This window comes from Paraclostridium dentum (assembly GCF_048568265.1).
Classification (GTDB): domain Bacteria; phylum Bacillota; class Clostridia; order Peptostreptococcales; family Peptostreptococcaceae; genus Paraclostridium; species Paraclostridium dentum.
This window is the reverse complement of the sequence record NZ_CP183813.1, coordinates 3,045,931-3,064,912: the sequence shown is the minus strand read 5'-3', so window position 1 is coordinate 3,064,912 and position 18,982 is coordinate 3,045,931. Positions and strand designations below refer to the sequence as shown.

General features: G+C 26.6%; 17 protein-coding genes and 8 tRNA genes. 22 read left to right on the top strand and 3 right to left on the bottom strand.

The features are described from left to right. Positions 1–12: 12 nt before the first annotated feature. Entirely contained in the window at positions 13–915 is a 903-nt protein-coding gene (locus ACN6I1_RS14405) for an acetamidase/formamidase family protein (RefSeq protein ID WP_419742300.1), read from the bottom strand. Positions 916–1,209: 294 nt separating this feature from the next. Here ACN6I1_RS14405 and ACN6I1_RS14400 point away from each other — a divergent pair. From ACN6I1_RS14400 to ACN6I1_RS14345, 12 genes are all read left to right on the top strand, one after another. After that, positions 1,210–1,285, top strand: a tRNA-Lys gene (locus tag ACN6I1_RS14400). A gap of 12 nt (positions 1,286–1,297) precedes the next feature. Next, positions 1,298–1,372 (top strand) — tRNA-Glu (locus ACN6I1_RS14395). A 6-nt stretch (positions 1,373–1,378) separates the two neighbouring features. Next, positions 1,379–1,454 (top strand) — tRNA-Val (locus tag ACN6I1_RS14390). Between the two features lie 7 nt (positions 1,455–1,461). After that, positions 1,462–1,538 (top strand) — tRNA-Asp (locus tag ACN6I1_RS14385). A gap of 10 nt (positions 1,539–1,548) precedes the next feature. After that, positions 1,549–1,623 (top strand) — tRNA-Thr (locus ACN6I1_RS14380). Between the two features lie 9 nt (positions 1,624–1,632). Beyond that, positions 1,633–1,708, top strand: a tRNA-Lys gene (locus ACN6I1_RS14375). Between the two features lie 24 nt (positions 1,709–1,732). Next, positions 1,733–1,807, top strand: a tRNA-Glu gene (locus ACN6I1_RS14370). Between the two features lie 6 nt (positions 1,808–1,813). After that, a tRNA-Val gene (locus tag ACN6I1_RS14365) sits at positions 1,814–1,889 on the top strand. A 174-nt stretch (positions 1,890–2,063) separates the two neighbouring features. Further along, positions 2,064–2,780 carry a LytR/AlgR family response regulator transcription factor gene (locus ACN6I1_RS14360; RefSeq protein WP_419742299.1) on the top strand — a complete coding sequence of 239 codons (717 nt, stop codon included), beginning with the start codon at positions 2,064–2,066 and terminating at the stop codon, positions 2,778–2,780. Then, positions 2,774–4,153, top strand: a complete 1,380-nt coding sequence (locus tag ACN6I1_RS14355) for a GHKL domain-containing protein (protein WP_419742298.1) — start codon at positions 2,774–2,776, stop codon at positions 4,151–4,153. Before ACN6I1_RS14360 ends, ACN6I1_RS14355 begins: the two co-directional genes overlap by 7 nt. A 108-nt stretch (positions 4,154–4,261) precedes the next feature. Next, a complete protein-coding gene (locus ACN6I1_RS14350; RefSeq protein ID WP_419742297.1) occupies positions 4,262–6,826 on the top strand; it encodes an ABC transporter permease in 2,565 nt (854 codons plus the stop codon). Beyond that, a complete protein-coding gene (locus tag ACN6I1_RS14345) occupies positions 6,819–7,514 on the top strand; it encodes an ABC transporter ATP-binding protein (protein WP_419742296.1) in 696 nt (231 codons plus the stop codon). The genes ACN6I1_RS14350 and ACN6I1_RS14345 overlap by 8 nt, the downstream gene beginning before the upstream one ends. A gap of 44 nt (positions 7,515–7,558) precedes the next feature. On the opposite strand, the gene ACN6I1_RS14340 is transcribed toward ACN6I1_RS14345, so the two are convergent. Continuing rightward, entirely contained in the window at positions 7,559–8,554 is a 996-nt protein-coding gene (locus ACN6I1_RS14340) for an ATP-binding protein (protein ID WP_419742295.1), read from the bottom strand. Positions 8,555–8,579: 25 nt separating this feature from the next. Further along, positions 8,580–9,638, bottom strand: coding sequence for a DnaD domain protein (locus ACN6I1_RS14335; RefSeq protein WP_257440250.1), 1,059 nt, complete (start codon positions 9,636–9,638; stop codon positions 8,580–8,582). A 98-nt stretch (positions 9,639–9,736) separates the two neighbouring features. Between ACN6I1_RS14335 and ACN6I1_RS14330 the strand changes: the two genes are divergently transcribed. The 10 genes from ACN6I1_RS14330 (at position 9,737) to ACN6I1_RS14285 (ending at position 18,975) form a co-directional block, all read left to right on the top strand. After that, a complete protein-coding gene (locus ACN6I1_RS14330) occupies positions 9,737–11,200 on the top strand; it encodes a M1 family metallopeptidase (protein WP_419742294.1) in 1,464 nt (487 codons plus the stop codon). 86 nt (positions 11,201–11,286) lie between these two features. After that, positions 11,287–12,081: an MBL fold metallo-hydrolase gene (locus ACN6I1_RS14325; RefSeq protein WP_021434319.1), complete on the top strand. Its 795-nt coding sequence runs from the start codon at positions 11,287–11,289 to the stop codon at positions 12,079–12,081. Between the two features lie 15 nt (positions 12,082–12,096). Then, positions 12,097–12,576, top strand: a complete 480-nt coding sequence (gene rlmH / locus ACN6I1_RS14320; protein WP_419742293.1) for a 23S rRNA (pseudouridine(1915)-N(3))-methyltransferase RlmH — start codon at positions 12,097–12,099, stop codon at positions 12,574–12,576. 48 nt (positions 12,577–12,624) lie between these two features. Beyond that, positions 12,625–13,200, top strand: coding sequence for a YdeI/OmpD-associated family protein (locus tag ACN6I1_RS14315; protein ID WP_419742292.1), 576 nt, complete (start codon positions 12,625–12,627; stop codon positions 13,198–13,200). Between the two features lie 244 nt (positions 13,201–13,444). Then, a complete protein-coding gene (locus tag ACN6I1_RS14310; protein ID WP_419742291.1) occupies positions 13,445–14,590 on the top strand; it encodes a 5-bromo-4-chloroindolyl phosphate hydrolysis family protein in 1,146 nt (381 codons plus the stop codon). A 27-nt stretch (positions 14,591–14,617) separates the two neighbouring features. Then, positions 14,618–15,766, top strand: a complete 1,149-nt coding sequence (locus ACN6I1_RS14305) for a toxic anion resistance protein (protein WP_419742290.1) — start codon at positions 14,618–14,620, stop codon at positions 15,764–15,766. A 136-nt stretch (positions 15,767–15,902) separates the two neighbouring features. Beyond that, on the top strand, positions 15,903–16,652 hold the full coding sequence (locus tag ACN6I1_RS14300; protein ID WP_419742289.1) for an MBL fold metallo-hydrolase: 750 nt from the start codon (positions 15,903–15,905) through the stop codon (positions 16,650–16,652). Positions 16,653–16,729: 77 nt separating this feature from the next. After that, entirely contained in the window at positions 16,730–17,383 is a 654-nt protein-coding gene (locus tag ACN6I1_RS14295) for an NAD(P)H-dependent oxidoreductase (RefSeq protein WP_419742288.1), read from the top strand. Positions 17,384–17,724: 341 nt separating this feature from the next. Next, positions 17,725–18,171 carry a MarR family winged helix-turn-helix transcriptional regulator gene (locus ACN6I1_RS14290; protein WP_419742287.1) on the top strand — a complete coding sequence of 149 codons (447 nt, stop codon included), beginning with the start codon at positions 17,725–17,727 and terminating at the stop codon, positions 18,169–18,171. 45 nt (positions 18,172–18,216) lie between these two features. Further along, positions 18,217–18,975, top strand: coding sequence for a nitroreductase family protein (locus tag ACN6I1_RS14285; RefSeq protein WP_419742286.1), 759 nt, complete (start codon positions 18,217–18,219; stop codon positions 18,973–18,975). Positions 18,976–18,982 lie beyond the last annotated feature (7 nt).

Below are 18,982 nucleotides of genomic sequence, written 5' to 3'. Positions count from 1 at the left end.
TTTATTTTATTTTTATATTAATTTATTTATATTTAATTGACTTAAAATATCTTTTTTAACTTTAAATCTAATCGTTTTTAAAGGATCAACAACTTGGCAAACTTCTATATCACTAGTTAAACTCATTAGCATAACTAGGTCATTTTTAGATAAGTTGCATTTAGGAAGTAAAATATCAAACATATCTTCGATAGCGATTTCATAAGCCTCATCCAATGTTTCAGCAGAAGCTACAGTATAATAAGCATCTTCAGTTTCTAAGATAGGATTCTTTATTGTTAAGTTATCTATTACTTCAACTTTAACATCAACTAGAGCTCCTATTTCAGCTCCGCTTACTCCGATTTCACCATCACCCATAACAGCATGGATATCTCCAAGAGATAATAAAGATCCTTCTACTGATATAGGAAGATATACACTAGAGCCTTCAGCTATAATCTTACAGTCCATGTTACCACCGTGACTACCAGGAGTCCCACAATTTATAGACTTATTATCGCTTGGAGCAACACCTATAACACCAATCATTTTATTTAAAGGAAGTTCTAAATTATTAAATAAAGCTTTTTCATTTTCTATTTTTAAAATATTATGAGTCATAGTATCTAGTTTATTACCAAGAACTCCAACTCCAGGACCTGTCATGGCAAGCGCATTGCCTTTTAATTCAATAGAATTTATACTAACTTTTAAAGTCTGGTTAGGCATAGAATTTTCTATGTATAAAGGTCCAGTTGCTGGATTTACTCTATCAAAGTCTATACTATCCATATTGTCATCACTACATGTTATTTGACTACACATGCAATCATGAGTTTCAAAAACTACATTGCTTCCTGACTTTACTTTAAGAACTGGATTGTTTAAGCTTGAAAATGTAAATGTATGATTTTCTTTGTTTATGAAGTTCATAAATTTACCTCCTTTATTTAGTATAAGAATATTATATTACAAATAGTATTAATAAAATATTTTTATAATATAATATTTTAAAAAAATCTAAAAAAATTAACAAAATTACTAAATTTTGCTGAAAATTATGCTTAAATAAATGGATTAAACCATTGAAAAATAGGGTATTTAAATAATTTGCTTAAAAAAATTAAAAAATTTTACAAAAAGTGTTGACGAAAGTTAATAAAGCTAATATAATAGTATTTGTTGATACGGCAGAGAAAAAAGTCGAAACAACATCTCAGCAAAGATGATCCATTAGCTCAGTCGGTAGAGCACCTGACTTTTAATCAGGGTGTCCCGCGTTCGAGTCGCGGATGGATCACCATTTTTTTTGTAAGGCCCATTGGTCAAGCGGTCAAGACACCGCCCTTTCACGGCGGTAACAGGGGTTCGATTCCCCTATGGGTCACCAATATTTGGGATTATAGCTCAGCTGGGAGAGCACCTGCCTTACAAGCAGGGGGTCACAGGTTCGAGCCCTGTTAATCCCACCATATATGCGGCCTGGTAGTTCAGCTGGTTAGAATGCCAGCCTGTCACGCTGGAGGTCGAGGGTTCGAGTCCCTTCCAGGTCGCCAAACACACATTGCTAGTGTGGCTCAACGGTAGAGCAGCTGACTTGTAATCAGCAGGTTGTAGGTTCGATTCCTATCACTAGCTCCAAAAAAAGATGATCCATTAGCTCAGTCGGTAGAGCACCTGACTTTTAATCAGGGTGTCCCGCGTTCGAGTCGCGGATGGATCACCATTTTTTTTTGTAAAAATATAATATGGCCCATTGGTCAAGCGGTCAAGACACCGCCCTTTCACGGCGGTAACAGGGGTTCGATTCCCCTATGGGTCACCAGCATTTGGGATTATAGCTCAGCTGGGAGAGCACCTGCCTTACAAGCAGGGGGTCACAGGTTCGAGCCCTGTTAATCCCACCAGTAAACTCTTGGATTTTATCTAAGAGTTTTTTTGTGTTCAAAAAAGCTATATATACATAATGAATTCAGAGAAAGTCGAGTTTTTAGTATAAAAATGTATTATAACTTAAGAAGTATTTACAAATTATGTATAATAGTTATATAAACATATAAAAAATATATACAGGGGATATTATGATAGAAATAATTTTATGCGAAGATCAAATAGAACATCAAAAAACGATAGAAAAAATTTTAGAAAATATATTATATGAAAAAAATATTGATTACAATTTAAACATATATTCAACTGGGGAAGAATTACTTAAGAATTATAATCAAGGTGCGGATATATTTATACTAGACATTCAGATGGACGAAATAACTGGAATGGATGTAGCCAGAAAGATAAGAGAAATTGATAAAAATAAACCAGAAATAATTTTTACAACGTCACTTATTGAATACATACAAGAAGGATATGAAGTAAGAGCTTATAGATATCTATTAAAGCCTATACAATATGATGATTTTAAGAAGCATATTTTGAGCTGTATAGATGAAGTTATAAATAAAAGAGATAAATTTGTGTTGGTTGAAAATAAAAATGAAACTTACAAAATAAATATAGAAGATATAACTTATATTGAAATTCAAAGAAAAGATATGACTATACACACAGAAAATAAAATTTATGAAACTAAAATGACCATGGATAAGATTGAAAATGAATTAAAAAATCATAATTTTTATAGATGTCATAAAAGTTTTTTAGTAAATATAAATTATGTAGAAAATATAAAACAATATGTAGCTATATTAGAAAATGAAGAAGAGATTTTAGTTAGTAGGCATAGATTTAAAGATTTTAAGCATAAGTTTTTAAGTTCTTTAGGTGAAAAATTATGTTAAGAAGTGAATTAATGTCAAGGTTAATTATAGGCATATCTACATTTGTTGAATATTTTATTTTTATAAGAATATTAAATTGTTTAGAAGAAAGAAGATATGAAAAGAGATATTTAGATATAGTATTTTTGTTAATTGGTGCTTTGGATTCTATAATTTTATTCAGTAGAGAAACACAATACTATGGTTTCATAATAAATTTAAAATGGATATCTTTTATTTTATTTATAAAGTTAAATTATAAAATAAGTAATTATAAAGTATTGTTATATTATTTAACTTATAATACAGTACAATATGTAATTTGGCAATGGGTGTATTATATAGTTTTCTTTTTTGTAACAGGACATTCTGAGTATGCTTCGCCTACATCAGAATATAACCATAATATAATAGCAATTATAGGAAGTTCAATTACTATATTTATTAATATCAGTTATATTAATCTAATTAAAAGATTTAAAGATATGGAAAAAGAAAAAGTAAGTGTAGTAATTATAATAGGATGTGTAATAAGTAATTTTACAGTAGCTATTATGAATAGTCTACCTACATGGACATATATGTTTAGGATGAATTATTCTTATGATCAGCTTAATGTATTTAATATAAATGTAACTCCTAAGCTGTCTTTTACAAGTAGTTTTTTACTTTTAATGATAGTTTTTAAAATCATTAAAGATATTAAAGAAAAAAGTGAAGAAAGGTTATTAAAAGAAAAAATAGATATGCAGTACAAGTATTATTTAAATCTTCAAGAATCTCAAAATAAGGTCAAAAAGCTTTATCATGATATAAATAACCATATATTTTGTATGAAAAATCTAAGTTATGATAAAGAAGATGTAAATAAATATATAGATGAAATGAGTAAGGAATTAAGAGAGTTTAAAGAAATACATAATACTGGGAATATGATATTAGATATTATATTAAATGAAAAACAAAATATTTGTAATGAAAATAATATAGCTTTAACTTGTGATGTTAATTTTTCTAAATGTAATTTTATAGAAATGACAGATGTATGTAGCATATTTTCAAATATACTAGATAATGCAATAGAAGCGTGCAATAAAACTTATATGGATAAAAAATATATAAAAATAAGGGGAACACTTGTTAAATCATATTATGTTATACGCTGTGAAAATTCTAAAATAAATAAATTAGAAATAAAAAATAGTAAAATTATAACTAGCAAGAAAGATAAATTTATTCATGGAATAGGGCTAAAAAGTGTTAAATCTTCACTTAAAAAATATAATGGAGATTTAGAAATAGAGGATTTTGAAAATAAATTTTTATTACAAATTTATATACCTATAGATGAAAATATGACAGTTGGGGCTATAAAGGTACCAGTTGTACTATAAATATTGAATCAAAAAAAATAAGGTGTTATCTTTTAAACGTAAAAGATAACACCTTATTTTTTTTGATTTTAGGGGCATAAATATGAATTACAAAAGGGAGGGTATATTTTGAAGATTAGTTTTAAGTTAGCAATTGCTTATATGAAAGAGCAAAAAGGAAGGACTATCGCATTAATAACAAGTATAGCGTTAGCTGTAATACTAGTATTTTCATTAAATGTAATACCAGAAACACAAAGTAAACTAGAAATAAAAGAAGCATATAAAAATTATAGTGACTATCATGTTGAATATAGTAACTTAAGCGAGGATATAGTTAATAAGTTAAAAAAAGATAAGGAAGTAACTGAAGTTAATGATATTTTGGGGTTAGGTAAAATTGTAGGAAAAAACGGAACGTCAATTCAATTAAATTCATATAGCGATAAATTTATAGATTCATATGGATATCAATTATCGAAAGGAAGCAATCCTAAAAATTCAAATGAAATAGTTATAGAGCAAAAAGCATTAAAAGAAATGGGCCTAAATGATGATTTAAATCAAGAAATTAATTTTAAAATTGTAAAGTATTATGTTGATAAAAATAATGAAAATCAAATATTTAGTAAAGATAAAAAGTTCAAACTAGTTGGGATAGTAAAAAAGCCAGATGCTTACTATGAAGATTCAAGTAGTTATGCAAGTGAAAATGAGTACTATGGAGTAAAGGCTTTTACTAAAGATAATAGCAATGAATCTATTTTACCAAATAATTTAGTAACTCATGGTGGAACTTTATATTTAAACTCGTCTAGACCAGACATTGGAAAAGCTTATGAAATTATAAATAAATATGGATTAAATGATTCAAATTTTATGGTAAATGCATCACTAACACAAGTGTTAGATGATTATTCAATGTCAAAGGGAACAACATATACAATGAAGCGAAAGTTATATCCAATGTTAGCGTCAACTCTAGTTATATGTAATATATTTAGTATAGTTCTTATAGATATGACAAAACAAATAGGTATATTAAGAGCAATTGGTTTATCTAAAAAGAAAGTAAGATTTATGATTGCTATAGAAAGTATTAGCGTATTGGCATTAGGTCTTATATTTGGATTCTTGATAGGAATGTTAGCTTCATATGCTGGATTTTACATTATTTATGGGAGGTTTGTAAATCTTTACATAAGTAAAGCTAGTATATATGAGCCTATGTTAATGGCTACTATAGCTGTGTTTATATCAAGTTTAGTACCAATATATAAAAGTGGAAAAATTTCGCCTGTAGAGGCTATTAGAAGCAGTGATGAATTTAATAAAAAACAGAAAAATAGATTTTATTATAAATTAATAAGAAAGGTTTTTGGATTTTCAGGAGAAATGGCTTACAAAAACTTTTGGAGAAATAAAATAAGAACAATACTATGTATTATATCCATAAGTTTGGGAGGAGTACTTTTTATAGATACGATTGCAATGTCAAAAAATGAAGATAAAAGCTTAGATACGACTACTATGCCTCTTATGATTATGGGAAATAGTGATATAAAATTATCTCACAATCCTAATAACTCAGATTCTAATTTTACAAAATTTAGTAAAGATGAAATAGAAAAAATATCAAATATAAAAGAGGTAAAAAGTGTAAAGCCAGTTATTGAGTTAACTGGAATTTTTATAACTAACTCTAAATATTTAACCAAGGAGTATAAAAGTGTAAATGGGATAGTTGATGAAAATAAAAATTTAGAAGAATATGTAGATATTGAAGGAAATAACAATGAGAGTTTAAAAAACATAAACCAATATATTGAAAAAGGGAAAAATATAAATGATAAAAGTAAAGGTAAATATCCAAAAGCTTTAGTAACTAATTATTTTTACTCTAATGCATCTCCTAATACAAAGTTATTAAATGATATGAAAGTAGGCGATTTAATAAATATAAAAATTCCTGTTACAAAAAACAATAAAGTAGAGTATAAAAATGAAAATATAGAGGTTGCTGGGATTTTAAATGGAGACTACGTTTTGAGAGAAGGTGGGTTATCAACTGGGTTAAAAATTGTATTAAATGAAGATGATTTTAAAAATATAAGTGGACGAGAAAATTATAATAAACTAAATATACAAATTGAAAAGGGAACTGATAAAAAAGCTCAAAATGAAATAGAAAAAGTTATAAAAAATAATTCATTTTCAAAATTTGAAAGTAAGTACAATTATAAAAATTACTACATAAAGCAAAGTGAAAGAAATACAAAAGAAACATTAGTAATTGTAGGTTTAATATTATTAATATCATCTATAAATGTATTGTGCATAATAAAAGCTAATATAATGACTAGAATGAAGGAACTTTCAACACTAAGAGCTATAGGAATGAGTCCTAAAAAACTTAAAAATATGATTGTAAAAGAAAATATAATGTATGCAGTTTTTGCATCTATATTGGCAAGTATAATTGCTACTCAGAGTATTTATAAATTTACAAAACTTTCAAATGAAATAAGTAAAGAACTATCGGGTAGTGAAAAAGCTATGAACTTTACATTACCGATATTTGAAAGTGTAGAATTTTTAATAGTATCTATAATTATGTGTTTAATAGCAGTATTTTTATGTAAAAAGAAGATAGAAAAAATGAGTATAGTAGAAGGGTTGAGTACAAATGAATAAAGGCGGGGATTTTGTGGCGAATATATTAGAGATAACAAATTTAAATAAGATATATGGTAAAGGTGAAAATAAAGTACAAGCATTAAAAGATATAAATTTATCTATAGAAAAAGGCAAATTTACAGCTATAATAGGTCCGAGTGGAAGCGGTAAAAGTACACTTTTAAATTGTATTGCAGGGTTAGATACTGTATCATCAGGTAAAGTAATGTTAAAAGGCAAAGATATTTCGACTTTAAATGAAAATAAATTATCTAAATTAAGAAGTGAAGAATTCGGATTTATATTTCAAAGTTTTAACTTAATACCAGTTATAAATGTATATGAGAATATAATACTCCCAATATCTATAGACGATAAAAAAGTAGATAAAAAATACATAGACAGTATAATTGATAAGTTAGGTCTTAAAGATAAAATTAATAAATTTCCTAATGAGTTAAGTGGAGGTCAACAACAAAGGGTAGCTATTGCGAGAGCTTTAGCTAATAAACCTAAAATAATATTTGCAGATGAGCCAACAGGAAATTTAGATAGCAAAACAACAGAAGAAGTTATGCACTTATTAGGAAGTTGTGTGAAAGATTTTGGACAAACATTAGTTATGATAACTCATAATAATGAAATTGCTGATATGGCAGACACTTGTATTGAAATTAAAGATGGAAAATTAAATATAAACAATTAATATTATATAAATAAAATGACTAAGTTAGAAAATACGGAGATTTTCTACTTAGTCATTTTTTGTTCCCATCTTAAATCATTACCTGTAAACTTAACCATTCTAAATCTATCAAATATTCTAGAGAATATTCTTTGTGCGTATATATCTCCTAATTGCATAGGTGATAAGTTAGTTGAAATTATAGTTTTCTTTCCTGATAGTAGACGAGTATTTAAAATATTAAATAATTCACTATTAGTAAAAGAGTTAGTAAGCTCTGTTCCTAAATCATCAATTATTAAAAGATCACAATCAAATAAATTATTATAATTATCTTTTGTTATATGATCATCTGAATTTTTAAACTTATATTCTTCTATTATTTCAAACATTTTAAAAGCAGTCTGATATATAACTAAGTAACCCTTATCTAAAAGTTCTTTTGCAACACAGTTACACATAAAACTTTTCCCTAAACCTGTGTCTCCATAGAAAAGCATATTTTCATCATTATCTTTATCGAAGTTCATAACAAAACCTTCACATATAGATAATATCTCTAATATATTTTCTTGAGGAGATACTCCAGAAGAATCTTCTCTTTGAGTAGAGAAGATAGATTCATCAAAAGTAGAGAAGTTTTGATGGTGAAGAACTCTAGATAAATTAGACATATGATAAGCCTCATTTATTATTCTTTGCTTAAGGCAATTACACTTGTGTCCATTTCCTAAAAATCCTGTATCTTTACACATAGAACAATCATGCTTAACTTCTAAATACCCATTAGGTACACGATTATCTGATAAGAGTATTTCTTTCTTTTTCTTTAACTCATTCATTTGAGCTTTAGTTTCATTTAATATAGATTCTTTATCTTTAGGATTTAAAAGAATTAATTTAGCAAGTTTTAATCCTATCTTACCTATTTCCTCATCTATTTGTTTAATTTCAGGTATTCTAGAGTAAACTTTCTTTTTTCTTTCTTGTAAATCACGTTCAGATTGATCTCTTTTTCGCTCATAAGAAGTAAGAATATCTCTCAATGTTGATTCTTTCATATATTAATCACCTACCTAAAATTATTTATCTAAATTTGCCTTTTTGGCTTTCTTGAAGTATTTTTTCTAATTCATCAGGACTATATTTGGTAAAAGTCTGATTTATATTATGGAATCTAGTTTTAACTTGTTTAGGAGCAGCATTAGAAGATTTGGAATTAACTTTTTTAGTTTCTGACTGTTTCTTAAATTCTTCTTCTGACGCTTTTAAGTCTTCTAACGTTTTAATATTTTTATCATTCCAACTCTTAACAATTCCGTTAATATAAGCGATAGAAGGATTAGAAATATTTTTAGACTTAGAACATGCTTCTAAAATAAGTTCTATATCAAAGTTATATTTATCAAACCATACATCCATAATTTCTTTTTCAGCTTTTGTAGCTTGTCTAGAAAAGCCTAGTTCATTAAATACTGTTTTATACATCATAAATCGCTTACTTCTTTGAGCAAAGCTATTTTTAACATCTTCAACAGTATAAAGACTAGCATCATACCAATTTCTAATTATACCTTCTACATAGCTAACAGGTTTAGCAACTCCAGTTTGTTCTTTAACGTGTTCATAAGCGCATACTATCATTTCTGTGCTCATATTATATTTATCTATCATATCCATAATTGTAATCTTTTCATTAGATTGAAGATGTCTACCTATAATTTGATTTATAGAATTAAACATTTTTCTAATTTCAGGATTATCATTTATGCTAACGATAGTATTAACATCAGATTTAACTGAATTATTTGCGTTTAGTATATTATCAATATATATTTTTTTCAAATCTAAAAACTCTATTGAAAAACTAAAATCATCTAGCCCATCATTTTTATGTTTTTTTATTAAATTCTTGTCTTCCCAAAAATCCCAAGCTGCCAATACATCAGATAATGGTACATTTAAATTTTTTGCAATAGAATTATTATTAAACTTAGGGTTAGAAGTCTCATCACATGCATATCTATAGCCTAAAAGATAAACTTGTACGTATAATCCATTAGCCATTGGCATAAATATATCTATAAATATGTTATCAATAGTAGTTTGTCCTAAATCTATTTCGTTGACTTCTTTAAAGAACATTTTATCACCTCAGATTGATTATAACATAAAATCTATTACAAATTATGATGTAGAGAATTAAAAAAAATATTCATTTAACTACAAAGGGGGATTTAAAATTGATTATTGATTTTAGAAGGAAAAATAGAAAAATTATATCTTTTATGATCATAGGTATTATTTTTCTAGGAGGGCTATTTTATTTTAATAAAGAAGCTGATAAGCCTGTTTCAAATATAAAAACAGAGAATAGAAGCTCTTATAAGATGGATGTAATATTAGATGATGAAAGTAAGCGTTTGATGTGCAACCAAAATGTACAATACGTTAATAATACTAAAAATGAATTAAAGAGTATTTATTTTCACATATACCCAAATGCATTTTCAAAAGAAGAATTTGCTCCATTTGAAAAATCTCAAATGAAACAAGCATATCCAAATGGATTTAATGAAGGTTACATAGATATTCAAAATATATTAATCGGTGGAGAAAAAGTTAAATTTAATATTGATGGTAATAAAGAAGACATATTAGAGGTACGCTTGGACAAACCGTTAAAGCAAAATGAATCTGTATCTATAGATATGAAATTTAATGTAAAGATCCCTAATTCAGTTGGTAGATTTGGATATGGAAATGATACTATAAACGTTACAAATTGGTTCCCTATAGCTTGTGTGTATGATGATAGAGGGTGGAATACAAAAAGCTATGAAAGTATAGGTGATCCATTTTATAGTGATGTAAGTAATTATAAAGTTACTCTTTTAGCTCCATCTAAATATAAATTTGGGACTACTGGAAAGGTGATAGAATCAAAATCAAGTGATAAAAAATCCATGTACAATATAGAAGCAAATAAAGTAAGAGATTTTGCTTTTGTTTTAAGTGATAAATTTAATGTTAAAAAAGATTATACAAAAGATACAGAAATATTAACTTATAATTTAGATAAAAAATTCTCTGATTTATCTACAACAATAGCAAAAGATTCTATAGAAATATTCAGTGATATGTTTGGTAAATATCCATATGATACATATTCTGTTATAGCAAGTGACTTTTACATAGGGGGGATGGAGTATCCAACTTTATCTATGATAGATAAAAGCTTATATAATTCTAAAAATAAATTTTTATTAGAATATGTAATAGCTCATGAAACAGCACATCAATGGTGGTATAGTGTAGTTGGAAATGATGAAGTTAATGAACCTTGGTTAGATGAAGCTTTAACTGAATATTCTACAGTACTTTATTTTGAAAAAAAATATGGTAAAGAAACAGCTACAAGATTAATGAGCACTATGGAAAAGCAATCAAAATCTTACTCTAGTCAAGATATGTTTAAGCCTTCAAGTAAATATAAAAATTCAATGGATTATAGTTTAAACGTATATACTAAAGGTGCAGTAGTATTCCATAATATAAGAGAAGAAGTAGGAGATAAAGTATTTTTTAAAGTATTAAAGGAATACTATGAAACTTATAAGTTTAAAAATGCAAATGGATCCCAATTTATGGAGTTATGGAGAAAAAATGGAGTAGATATAGACAACATAATAAAGAAATGTAAGTAAAATTTAGGTAGAGTCTTAAAAAGTTTTTTAAGGCTCTATTTTTTTGGTATAATATAATTTATGATTGTAAAAGAAAGAGGTGCCACATGATAGAATACAGTTCTATAGGAAGTGGAAGTAGTGGAAATTGTCATTATATTGGATGTAAGAACACCAAGGTTCTAGTTGATGCAGGCCTTAGCGGAAAGAGAATAACAACTAATTTAAAAGATTTAGATATAGATGCAAATGAACTAAAGGGTATATTTATAACACATGAACATTCAGACCATATAAAAGGGGCTGGAATATTATCAAGGAAATTTGATATACCTATATTTGCTAATGTAAAAACATGGTGTGCAATGAAGGATAAAATAGGTGATATAAAAGATAAAAATATGAAAGTTTTTGAAAATGATAAAACTTACTCATTAGATGACTTAATAATAAGACCATTTTCAACATCTCATGACTCTGCGGATTCTGTGGGATATAATTTTTATAATGATAAACAAGAAAAAATATCTATTGCAACAGATATAGGGTGTATAACAGAAAATTTAAAGAAACATTTATATAAATCTAAATTAATAGTATTGGAATCTAATTATGATCCAAACATGCTTATGATGGGTTCTTACCCATATGCTTTAAAAAAGAGGGTTATGTCTGAAACAGGACATTTATCAAATGAAGAAGCAGCTAAGTTTTGCGTGGAACTAATTAACCAAGGAACAGAATCTATACTACTTGCACATTTAAGCAAAGAAAATAATTTTCCAGAATTAGCGTATGAAACAACTAAGGGAATTTTATTACAAAACAACATGATAGTTGGACAAGATCTTAAGTTAGATGTTCTTTTAAGAGAAGATGCATCAGATATATATAGACTATAGAAACAGGAGACATTTATGAATATAACTATAATAAGCGTTGGAAAGCTTAAAGAGAAGTATTTAAAACTAGGAATAGATGAATTTAAAAAGAGATTATCTAAGTATTGTAAGCTTGATATGGTAGAGTTAGATGATGAAAAGTGTCCAGAAAGTTTAAGCGAAAAGGACATGGAAATTGTAAAAAATAAAGAAGGTCAAAAGATTTTATCAAAGGTAAAAAGTAATAGTTATGTTATAGCTTTAGCTATAGATGGAAAGAATTTATCATCTGAAGAATTAGCAGATACTATGAGTAAATTAGCTGTTAGAGGGAATAGCCATATTACTTTTATAATAGGTGGATCATTAGGACTAGCAGATGAAGTTTTAAAAAGAGCGGATTATAAATTATCTTTTTCTAAGATGACATTTCCTCATCAAATGATGAAGTTAATATTATTAGAACAAGTTTATAGAGCATATAGAATAAATAATAATGAACCGTACCATAAATAACGGAGTGTAGAAGAATTTTAAGTATTATTATGACTTTGAGGAGATACTATGGAGTTAAACAATTTATTGAATGTAAAAAATAGAGAAGAACTAAGAGCTTGGTTAAATGAAAATCATAAAATAGAAAAGGAATGTTGGGTAATTGTTAACAGAGGAAAAGCTAAAATTAATGGCGAATTTATATATTTAGATTTAGTTGAAGAAGCTATGTGTTTTGGTTGGATAGATAGTACATGTAAGAAAATAGAAGAAGGAATTACTGCTCAACGCATATCTCCACGTCGTAAAAATAGTTCATGGACTGAATTAAATAAGGAAAGATGTAGAAGACTTGAAAAAATAGGACTGATGACAGAATCAGGAAGATCTATTTTACCTGATATATCAATAAAATCATTTGACATAGATGAAGATGTAATAAATTCAATAAAAGAGGATTCTATTGCATGGGATAATTTTAATAAGTTACCTGAATTATATAAAAGGATAAGGATAGATAATATTCAATCATATAAAAAGCAAAGAGAAGTATACGATAGAAGATTAAAAAAATTTATAGACAAGACTAGAGACGGTGTAATGTACGGTGATTGGAATGATAATGGTAGGTTATTAGATTATTAAAAATAGAGTAAGTAATATACGAAGAATCATATAACAAGTAAGTAAAATTTTAGCCTTAGGCATTTATATAAATTGCCTAAGGCTATTTTTATAAGTAAGAATATATTTAGTATATGTATTATTTTCCTTTTAACTTAGCAGTTACAATTAGCTAAATTATAAGATATAATAAACTTAAAATATTAACATAATAGTATATATATATTTATGTTAATTACAATTAAAATAACCTGGAGGCAAGATAATGAGTAAAAAAGATTTTTCTGATTTAGAAGATCAAATTATGTCTACAGTTAGCAATACACTTAAAGCAATAGATTTTGCTAATGTTAAAAAGGATATTACAGATAAAACTGAGGATACATTAAATCAATTTAAATCAAAATTCAATGGATATAGTGAAAAGTACATGAATTTAAATAAAAAACCTAAAAATGATATATCAACATATATTAGTAAAAAACCAGCTGGAAGTATATCAGGAATAATTTACATATTTTTAGGAGTAAGTGGAAGCTTAGTTTATGGTTCATCAGTGGCAACCTTTTTAATATTTAAGATACTATTTAGTGGTGTTGTTATTACAGGCAGCAATATTATTTTTGGAGTTGCACTCTTATTCTCTGTAATAAGTTTAGGGTTGTTATTAAGGGGAATAACATTAAGAAAAAGAGTAAAGCGTTTTAAGAAGTATGTAAGATTTATTGGCAACAATAGTTATTTTTTAATTAGTGATTTAGCAAGATTTGCAAAAGAGAAAGATAGCTTTGTCGTTAAAGAATTAAGCAAAATGATAGATAAAGGTATGTTTTTAGAAGGACACATAGATGAAGAAAAAATTTACTTCATGATAAATGATGAAGTTTATAATGATTATTTAAATTTAAAAAATCAACAAATAGCTAAAGAAAGTAATAATGAAAAATTAAACGAAGAAATCTATGATTCAGAGAAAGAAGAAATAGAATGTACAATTAAAATAGGAAGAAGTTATATTGAGCAAATAAAAAATGTAAGAAATGATCTTTGTAAAGAAGAAATAGCTGTTAAATTAGATAAGTTAAGAAATATTGCAACCCAAATCCTTAGTCAGGTTGAAAAGAATCCTAACAAGATACAAGAAGTTAATAAATTTATAAATCATTATCTTCCTATTACTATAAAATTAATTAATTCATATAAAGATATAAATAATCAAGTAGTCCAAGGCGAGAATATAGAGAATGCTAAAAATGAAATTGAAAAAAGTATTGATCTTATTAATAGCGCTTTTGAAAACTTACTAGATGATTTATTTGAAGATGTTGTTTTAGATGTTTCTACAGATATTTCTGTTCTTAAAACATTATTCAAACAAGAGGGATTAGTAGAAGAGGATTTTAAAAAGTAGGTTTTAAATAAAAGGGAGGCATTAAGAATGAGTGATGAATTTAAAGAAGAATCTATTGATATAAAGCCAGAATTAACTTTTGAACCATTTCAAGAGGAAGTGATTGATTTAAAAGTAAAAGAAGAAAAAATAGAAGAGAAAATAGTTGATGAAATGCAACTTACAGAAGAAGAACAAAAAATGGTTGACCAATTTGTAGATAAAATACAGATAAATAACTCAAATTCTATTTTACAATATGGAGCGGGTGCTCAAAAGAAAATTTCTGATTTTTCACAGTCAGCATTAAATAATGTAAAGACTAAAGATTTAGGTGAAATTGGAGAGATATTATCTAGTGTAGTTCATGAATTAAAGACTTTTGAAGAATCTGAAGAGAAAAAAGGAATTTTAGGTTTCTTTAAAAAAGGTAAAGATAAGATTTCCTACATGAAAATAAAATATGAGAATGTAGACAACAATATAGGGAAAATGTGCAATATTCTTGAAGCTCATCAAATACAGCTTTTAAAAGATATTGCTATGTTAGATAAGATGTATGAAATAAATAAAGCATATTTTAAAGAGCTTTATATGTATATATTAGCGGGTAAAAAGAAGCTTCAAAAACTAGAAAAAGAAGAACTTCCTAAATTACAGGAAAAAGCAAGAACTAGTGGTAATCCTCAGGATGCTCAGGAATTAAATGATTTTGTTGCTCTTTGTAATAGATTTGAAAAGAAAATTCATGATTTAGAATTAACTAAAATGATTTCTTTACAAATGGCTCCTCAAATTCGTTTAATTCAAAATAATGATTCATTAATGTCTGAAAAAATACAATCTACAATTATAAATACTATTCCACTTTGGAAGAATCAAATGGTTTTAGCGCTTGGGGTTGCTCATGCTGCTAATGCTGCAAGAGTTCAGAGAGAAGTAACAGATATGACAAATGAACTTTTACGAAAAAATGCAGAAATATTAAAAACTTCAACTATAGAGACTGCAAAAGAATCTGAAAGAGGAATTGTTGATATTGAAACTCTTAGAGCTACAAATGAGTCGTTAATTTCAACTCTTGATGAAATACTTAATATACAAACAGAAGGACGTCAAAAACGTAGAGAAGCAGAAGCAGAATTAATAAGTATTGAAAATCAATTAAAAAATAAACTTATAGAATTTAAATATTAATATAAGCCGTATCACAAGTAAGTGATGCGGTTTTATTTTTTTGTGGAAAATTATAATTGACATATTAAAAAAATGCGGATATAATAATCGTATAAGATTAATCGCATGCGATAAAAAGGAATGGAGAAATTTAAAAATGAAAATAATAGCATTAGAATTTTATAAAAACGGATTTATGAAAGAAGCACTTGCATTTGGAGGATCAGTTGAAAAAGAAAAAATAGATCCAAATAAAAATTACGAATCAAGCTTACAAAATTATTTAATAGATACTGGAAAAGAAGTTATATTAGTGGATACAGGAGTGCCTGTTGAAACAAAAGATGTAGAACCAAAACCTGAACAAATGATATACACTGGTGAAAAAGTTAATAATTTTGTAGATGCATTAAAAAAAGCAGGATATGAACCAAAAGATATAGATAAAGTTATAGTTACACATAAACATCAAGACCATACAGGAGAACTTAGATTATTTGATGATTCTAAAATATATATATCAGAAATAGAAGCTCAAGCAATGGACTTAAAGGGTAACAATATAGTAAGAGTTAACTTTGAAGATGGAGAGTACAAAAACTTTAAAGAAAGTCAAAAAATTACTGACAACATATTCATGCTACCTGCGTATGGACATACAAAAGGGAATTCTATAGTAGTAGCAGAGTTTGAAGGATTACATTATATGTTCCAGGGTGATGTAACTTATACAGATGAAGCACTTAGACAAAATGCATTATCAGTAGTATTTGAAGATAAAGATTTAGCAAAACAAACTTTAAATAATGTTAGAGAATTTGTAAAAGAAAATAAGACTGTATATTTATCAACTCATACACCTGAAGCTTTAATATCATTAAAAGAAAATAAAGTTATGGAACTTTAGAGAGGTATATATAGATAGAGTCAAGAATCATATAGAGGATAGAAAACTATATAAGGTATAAAATAGGAGGCATTAAAATGAATAAAAAAGAGATACTAGATGTTTTAAATTTTAGACACGCATGTAAAGAATTTGATACTAATAAGAAAATAACTCAAGATGAATTTGAAGTAATACTTGAAGCAGGAAGACTTTCACCAAGTTCTATGGGAATCGAACCTTGGAAATTCTTAGTTATAGAAAATCAAGAATTAAAAAATGAATTAGGAGAAGTTTGTTGGGGTGGAAAAACACAAATGCCAACATGTAGCCATTTAGTAGTATATTTAGGTAGAACTGCGAAAGAATTAAGATTTGATTCAAACTATATAGATTATTTATTAAAAGATATTAAACATTTACCAGAAGATATTGCTAATAAATATAAAGGTATAATGAAATCTATAGAGGAAATTAGATTTAGAGATGATAAAGATTTAGAAAATTATTCTTCAGAACAAGTTCATATTGCGTTAGCTAATATGATGAGTGTAGCAGCTATGCAAGGAATAGACTCTTGTGCTATTGGTGGTATAGATCACAATAAAGTAGAAAAAATACTAGTGGATAGAGGATTATTAGACACAGACAAGTTCAATATTGTATTATGTGCTGCATTTGGATATAGAGTTAATAATCCAGAAGAAAAATTAAGACAATCAATGGATCAAGTAGTTGATTGGGTAAAATAATATATTTTATAAAAATAATAAAGCTAGATGGATTAAAAAATACTTCATCTAGCTTACTTGTTTTTATATAAATTTAAGAACAAAAGTTGAAAGTAATGCATTGAAAATTTATAAAAATATTACGAATCAGTATTATAAAATTATTTGATACATACTGGAAAAGAAGTTATACTAGTGGATACAGGAGTGCCAGTTGAGGCAGAATATATAAGTATCATAATTTATAAAATAAGACTGTATATTTATCAATTTACAGTTTTAAAAGTATAGCTTCACTAAAAGAAAAGAGAGTGATGAAGTTATAAAAATAAAAAATAGTATAGTTTTTTAGGAGGATGTACATGCACGAAAATTTAAAATTAGAAAATCAACTTTGTTTTAAAATATACTCAGTGTCTAAGAGTATAGTTAGAATATATGGACCTTTATTAAAAGAGATAGATTTAACATATCCACAGTATCTAACTATGATGGTTCTGTGGGAACATAAAAAATTACCTTTTAAAGAAATAAGTTCTAAGTTAAAAATGAAGACTGGTACATTGACTCCTATTTTAAATAAATTGGAAAGCAACGGATATTTAGAAAAAGTTAAATATGAAAACGATGATAGAAAAATTTATATAGTTGTTACTAAAAAAGGATTAGAAATTGAAGGAAAGGCAAAAGATATTCCAAGAAGAATAGCAGAAAATCTTAATTTAAAAGAAGAGGACTATATAAAATATCTTCATGAGTTTGATGGATTAGTAAAAAAATTAGATTGTATAGAAAAATATATTAAATAGATAGATATAAATAAGTATTATATTACTTATACAGAGGTGATTAAAATGGAATTTAATAAAAATTGGATAGATGCTGTAAACTATAGAACCTCAAGAAGAGCATATATAAATAAGCAATTAAAAACAAAAGATATAAGTAAAATAAAAGAATTAATTTGTAAAATAAATAAAGAAACTGGATTTAATTTTCAATTTATAGAAGATTGTTCAAAGTTATTCAAAGGATTTTCAGCATCATATGGAATAATAAAAGGATTAAATTCATGTATAGCTTTAGTAGGAAATAAAAATATAGATAATTATAAAACTAAAGTTGGATATTATGGAGAAATGTTAGTACTAGAATCAACTTATATGAATTTAGGAACTTGTTGGATAGGTGGAACTTACGATAAAAATGAATGTAAAAAATATATAGATATAAATCAAGATGAAGAGCTAATTTGTGTGATAGCAGTGGGTGAAGTTTTAGAAGATAAGAGTATAAGAGAAAAATTAATTTCTAAAATGAATAAAAGTAAAAAATCATTTGATCAAGTATTACTAGAAAAAGATACTGAGTTATTACCAAGTTGGATAAAGCAAGGAATTGAGTTTGTAATAAAATCGCCTTCTGCATTAAATAAGCAGCCAGTAGGATATTCTTTTTTAGATAATGAAGTAAAAGCTTATAAAGTATCAGATAAGTATGGATATGAAGATATTGATTTAGGAATATCTATGTTACACTTTGAGTTAGGTTCAAAGAGCCAAAATCATAATGGTAATTGGAATTATATAAATGGTGAAAAAATTTATAAATAAGATTAAA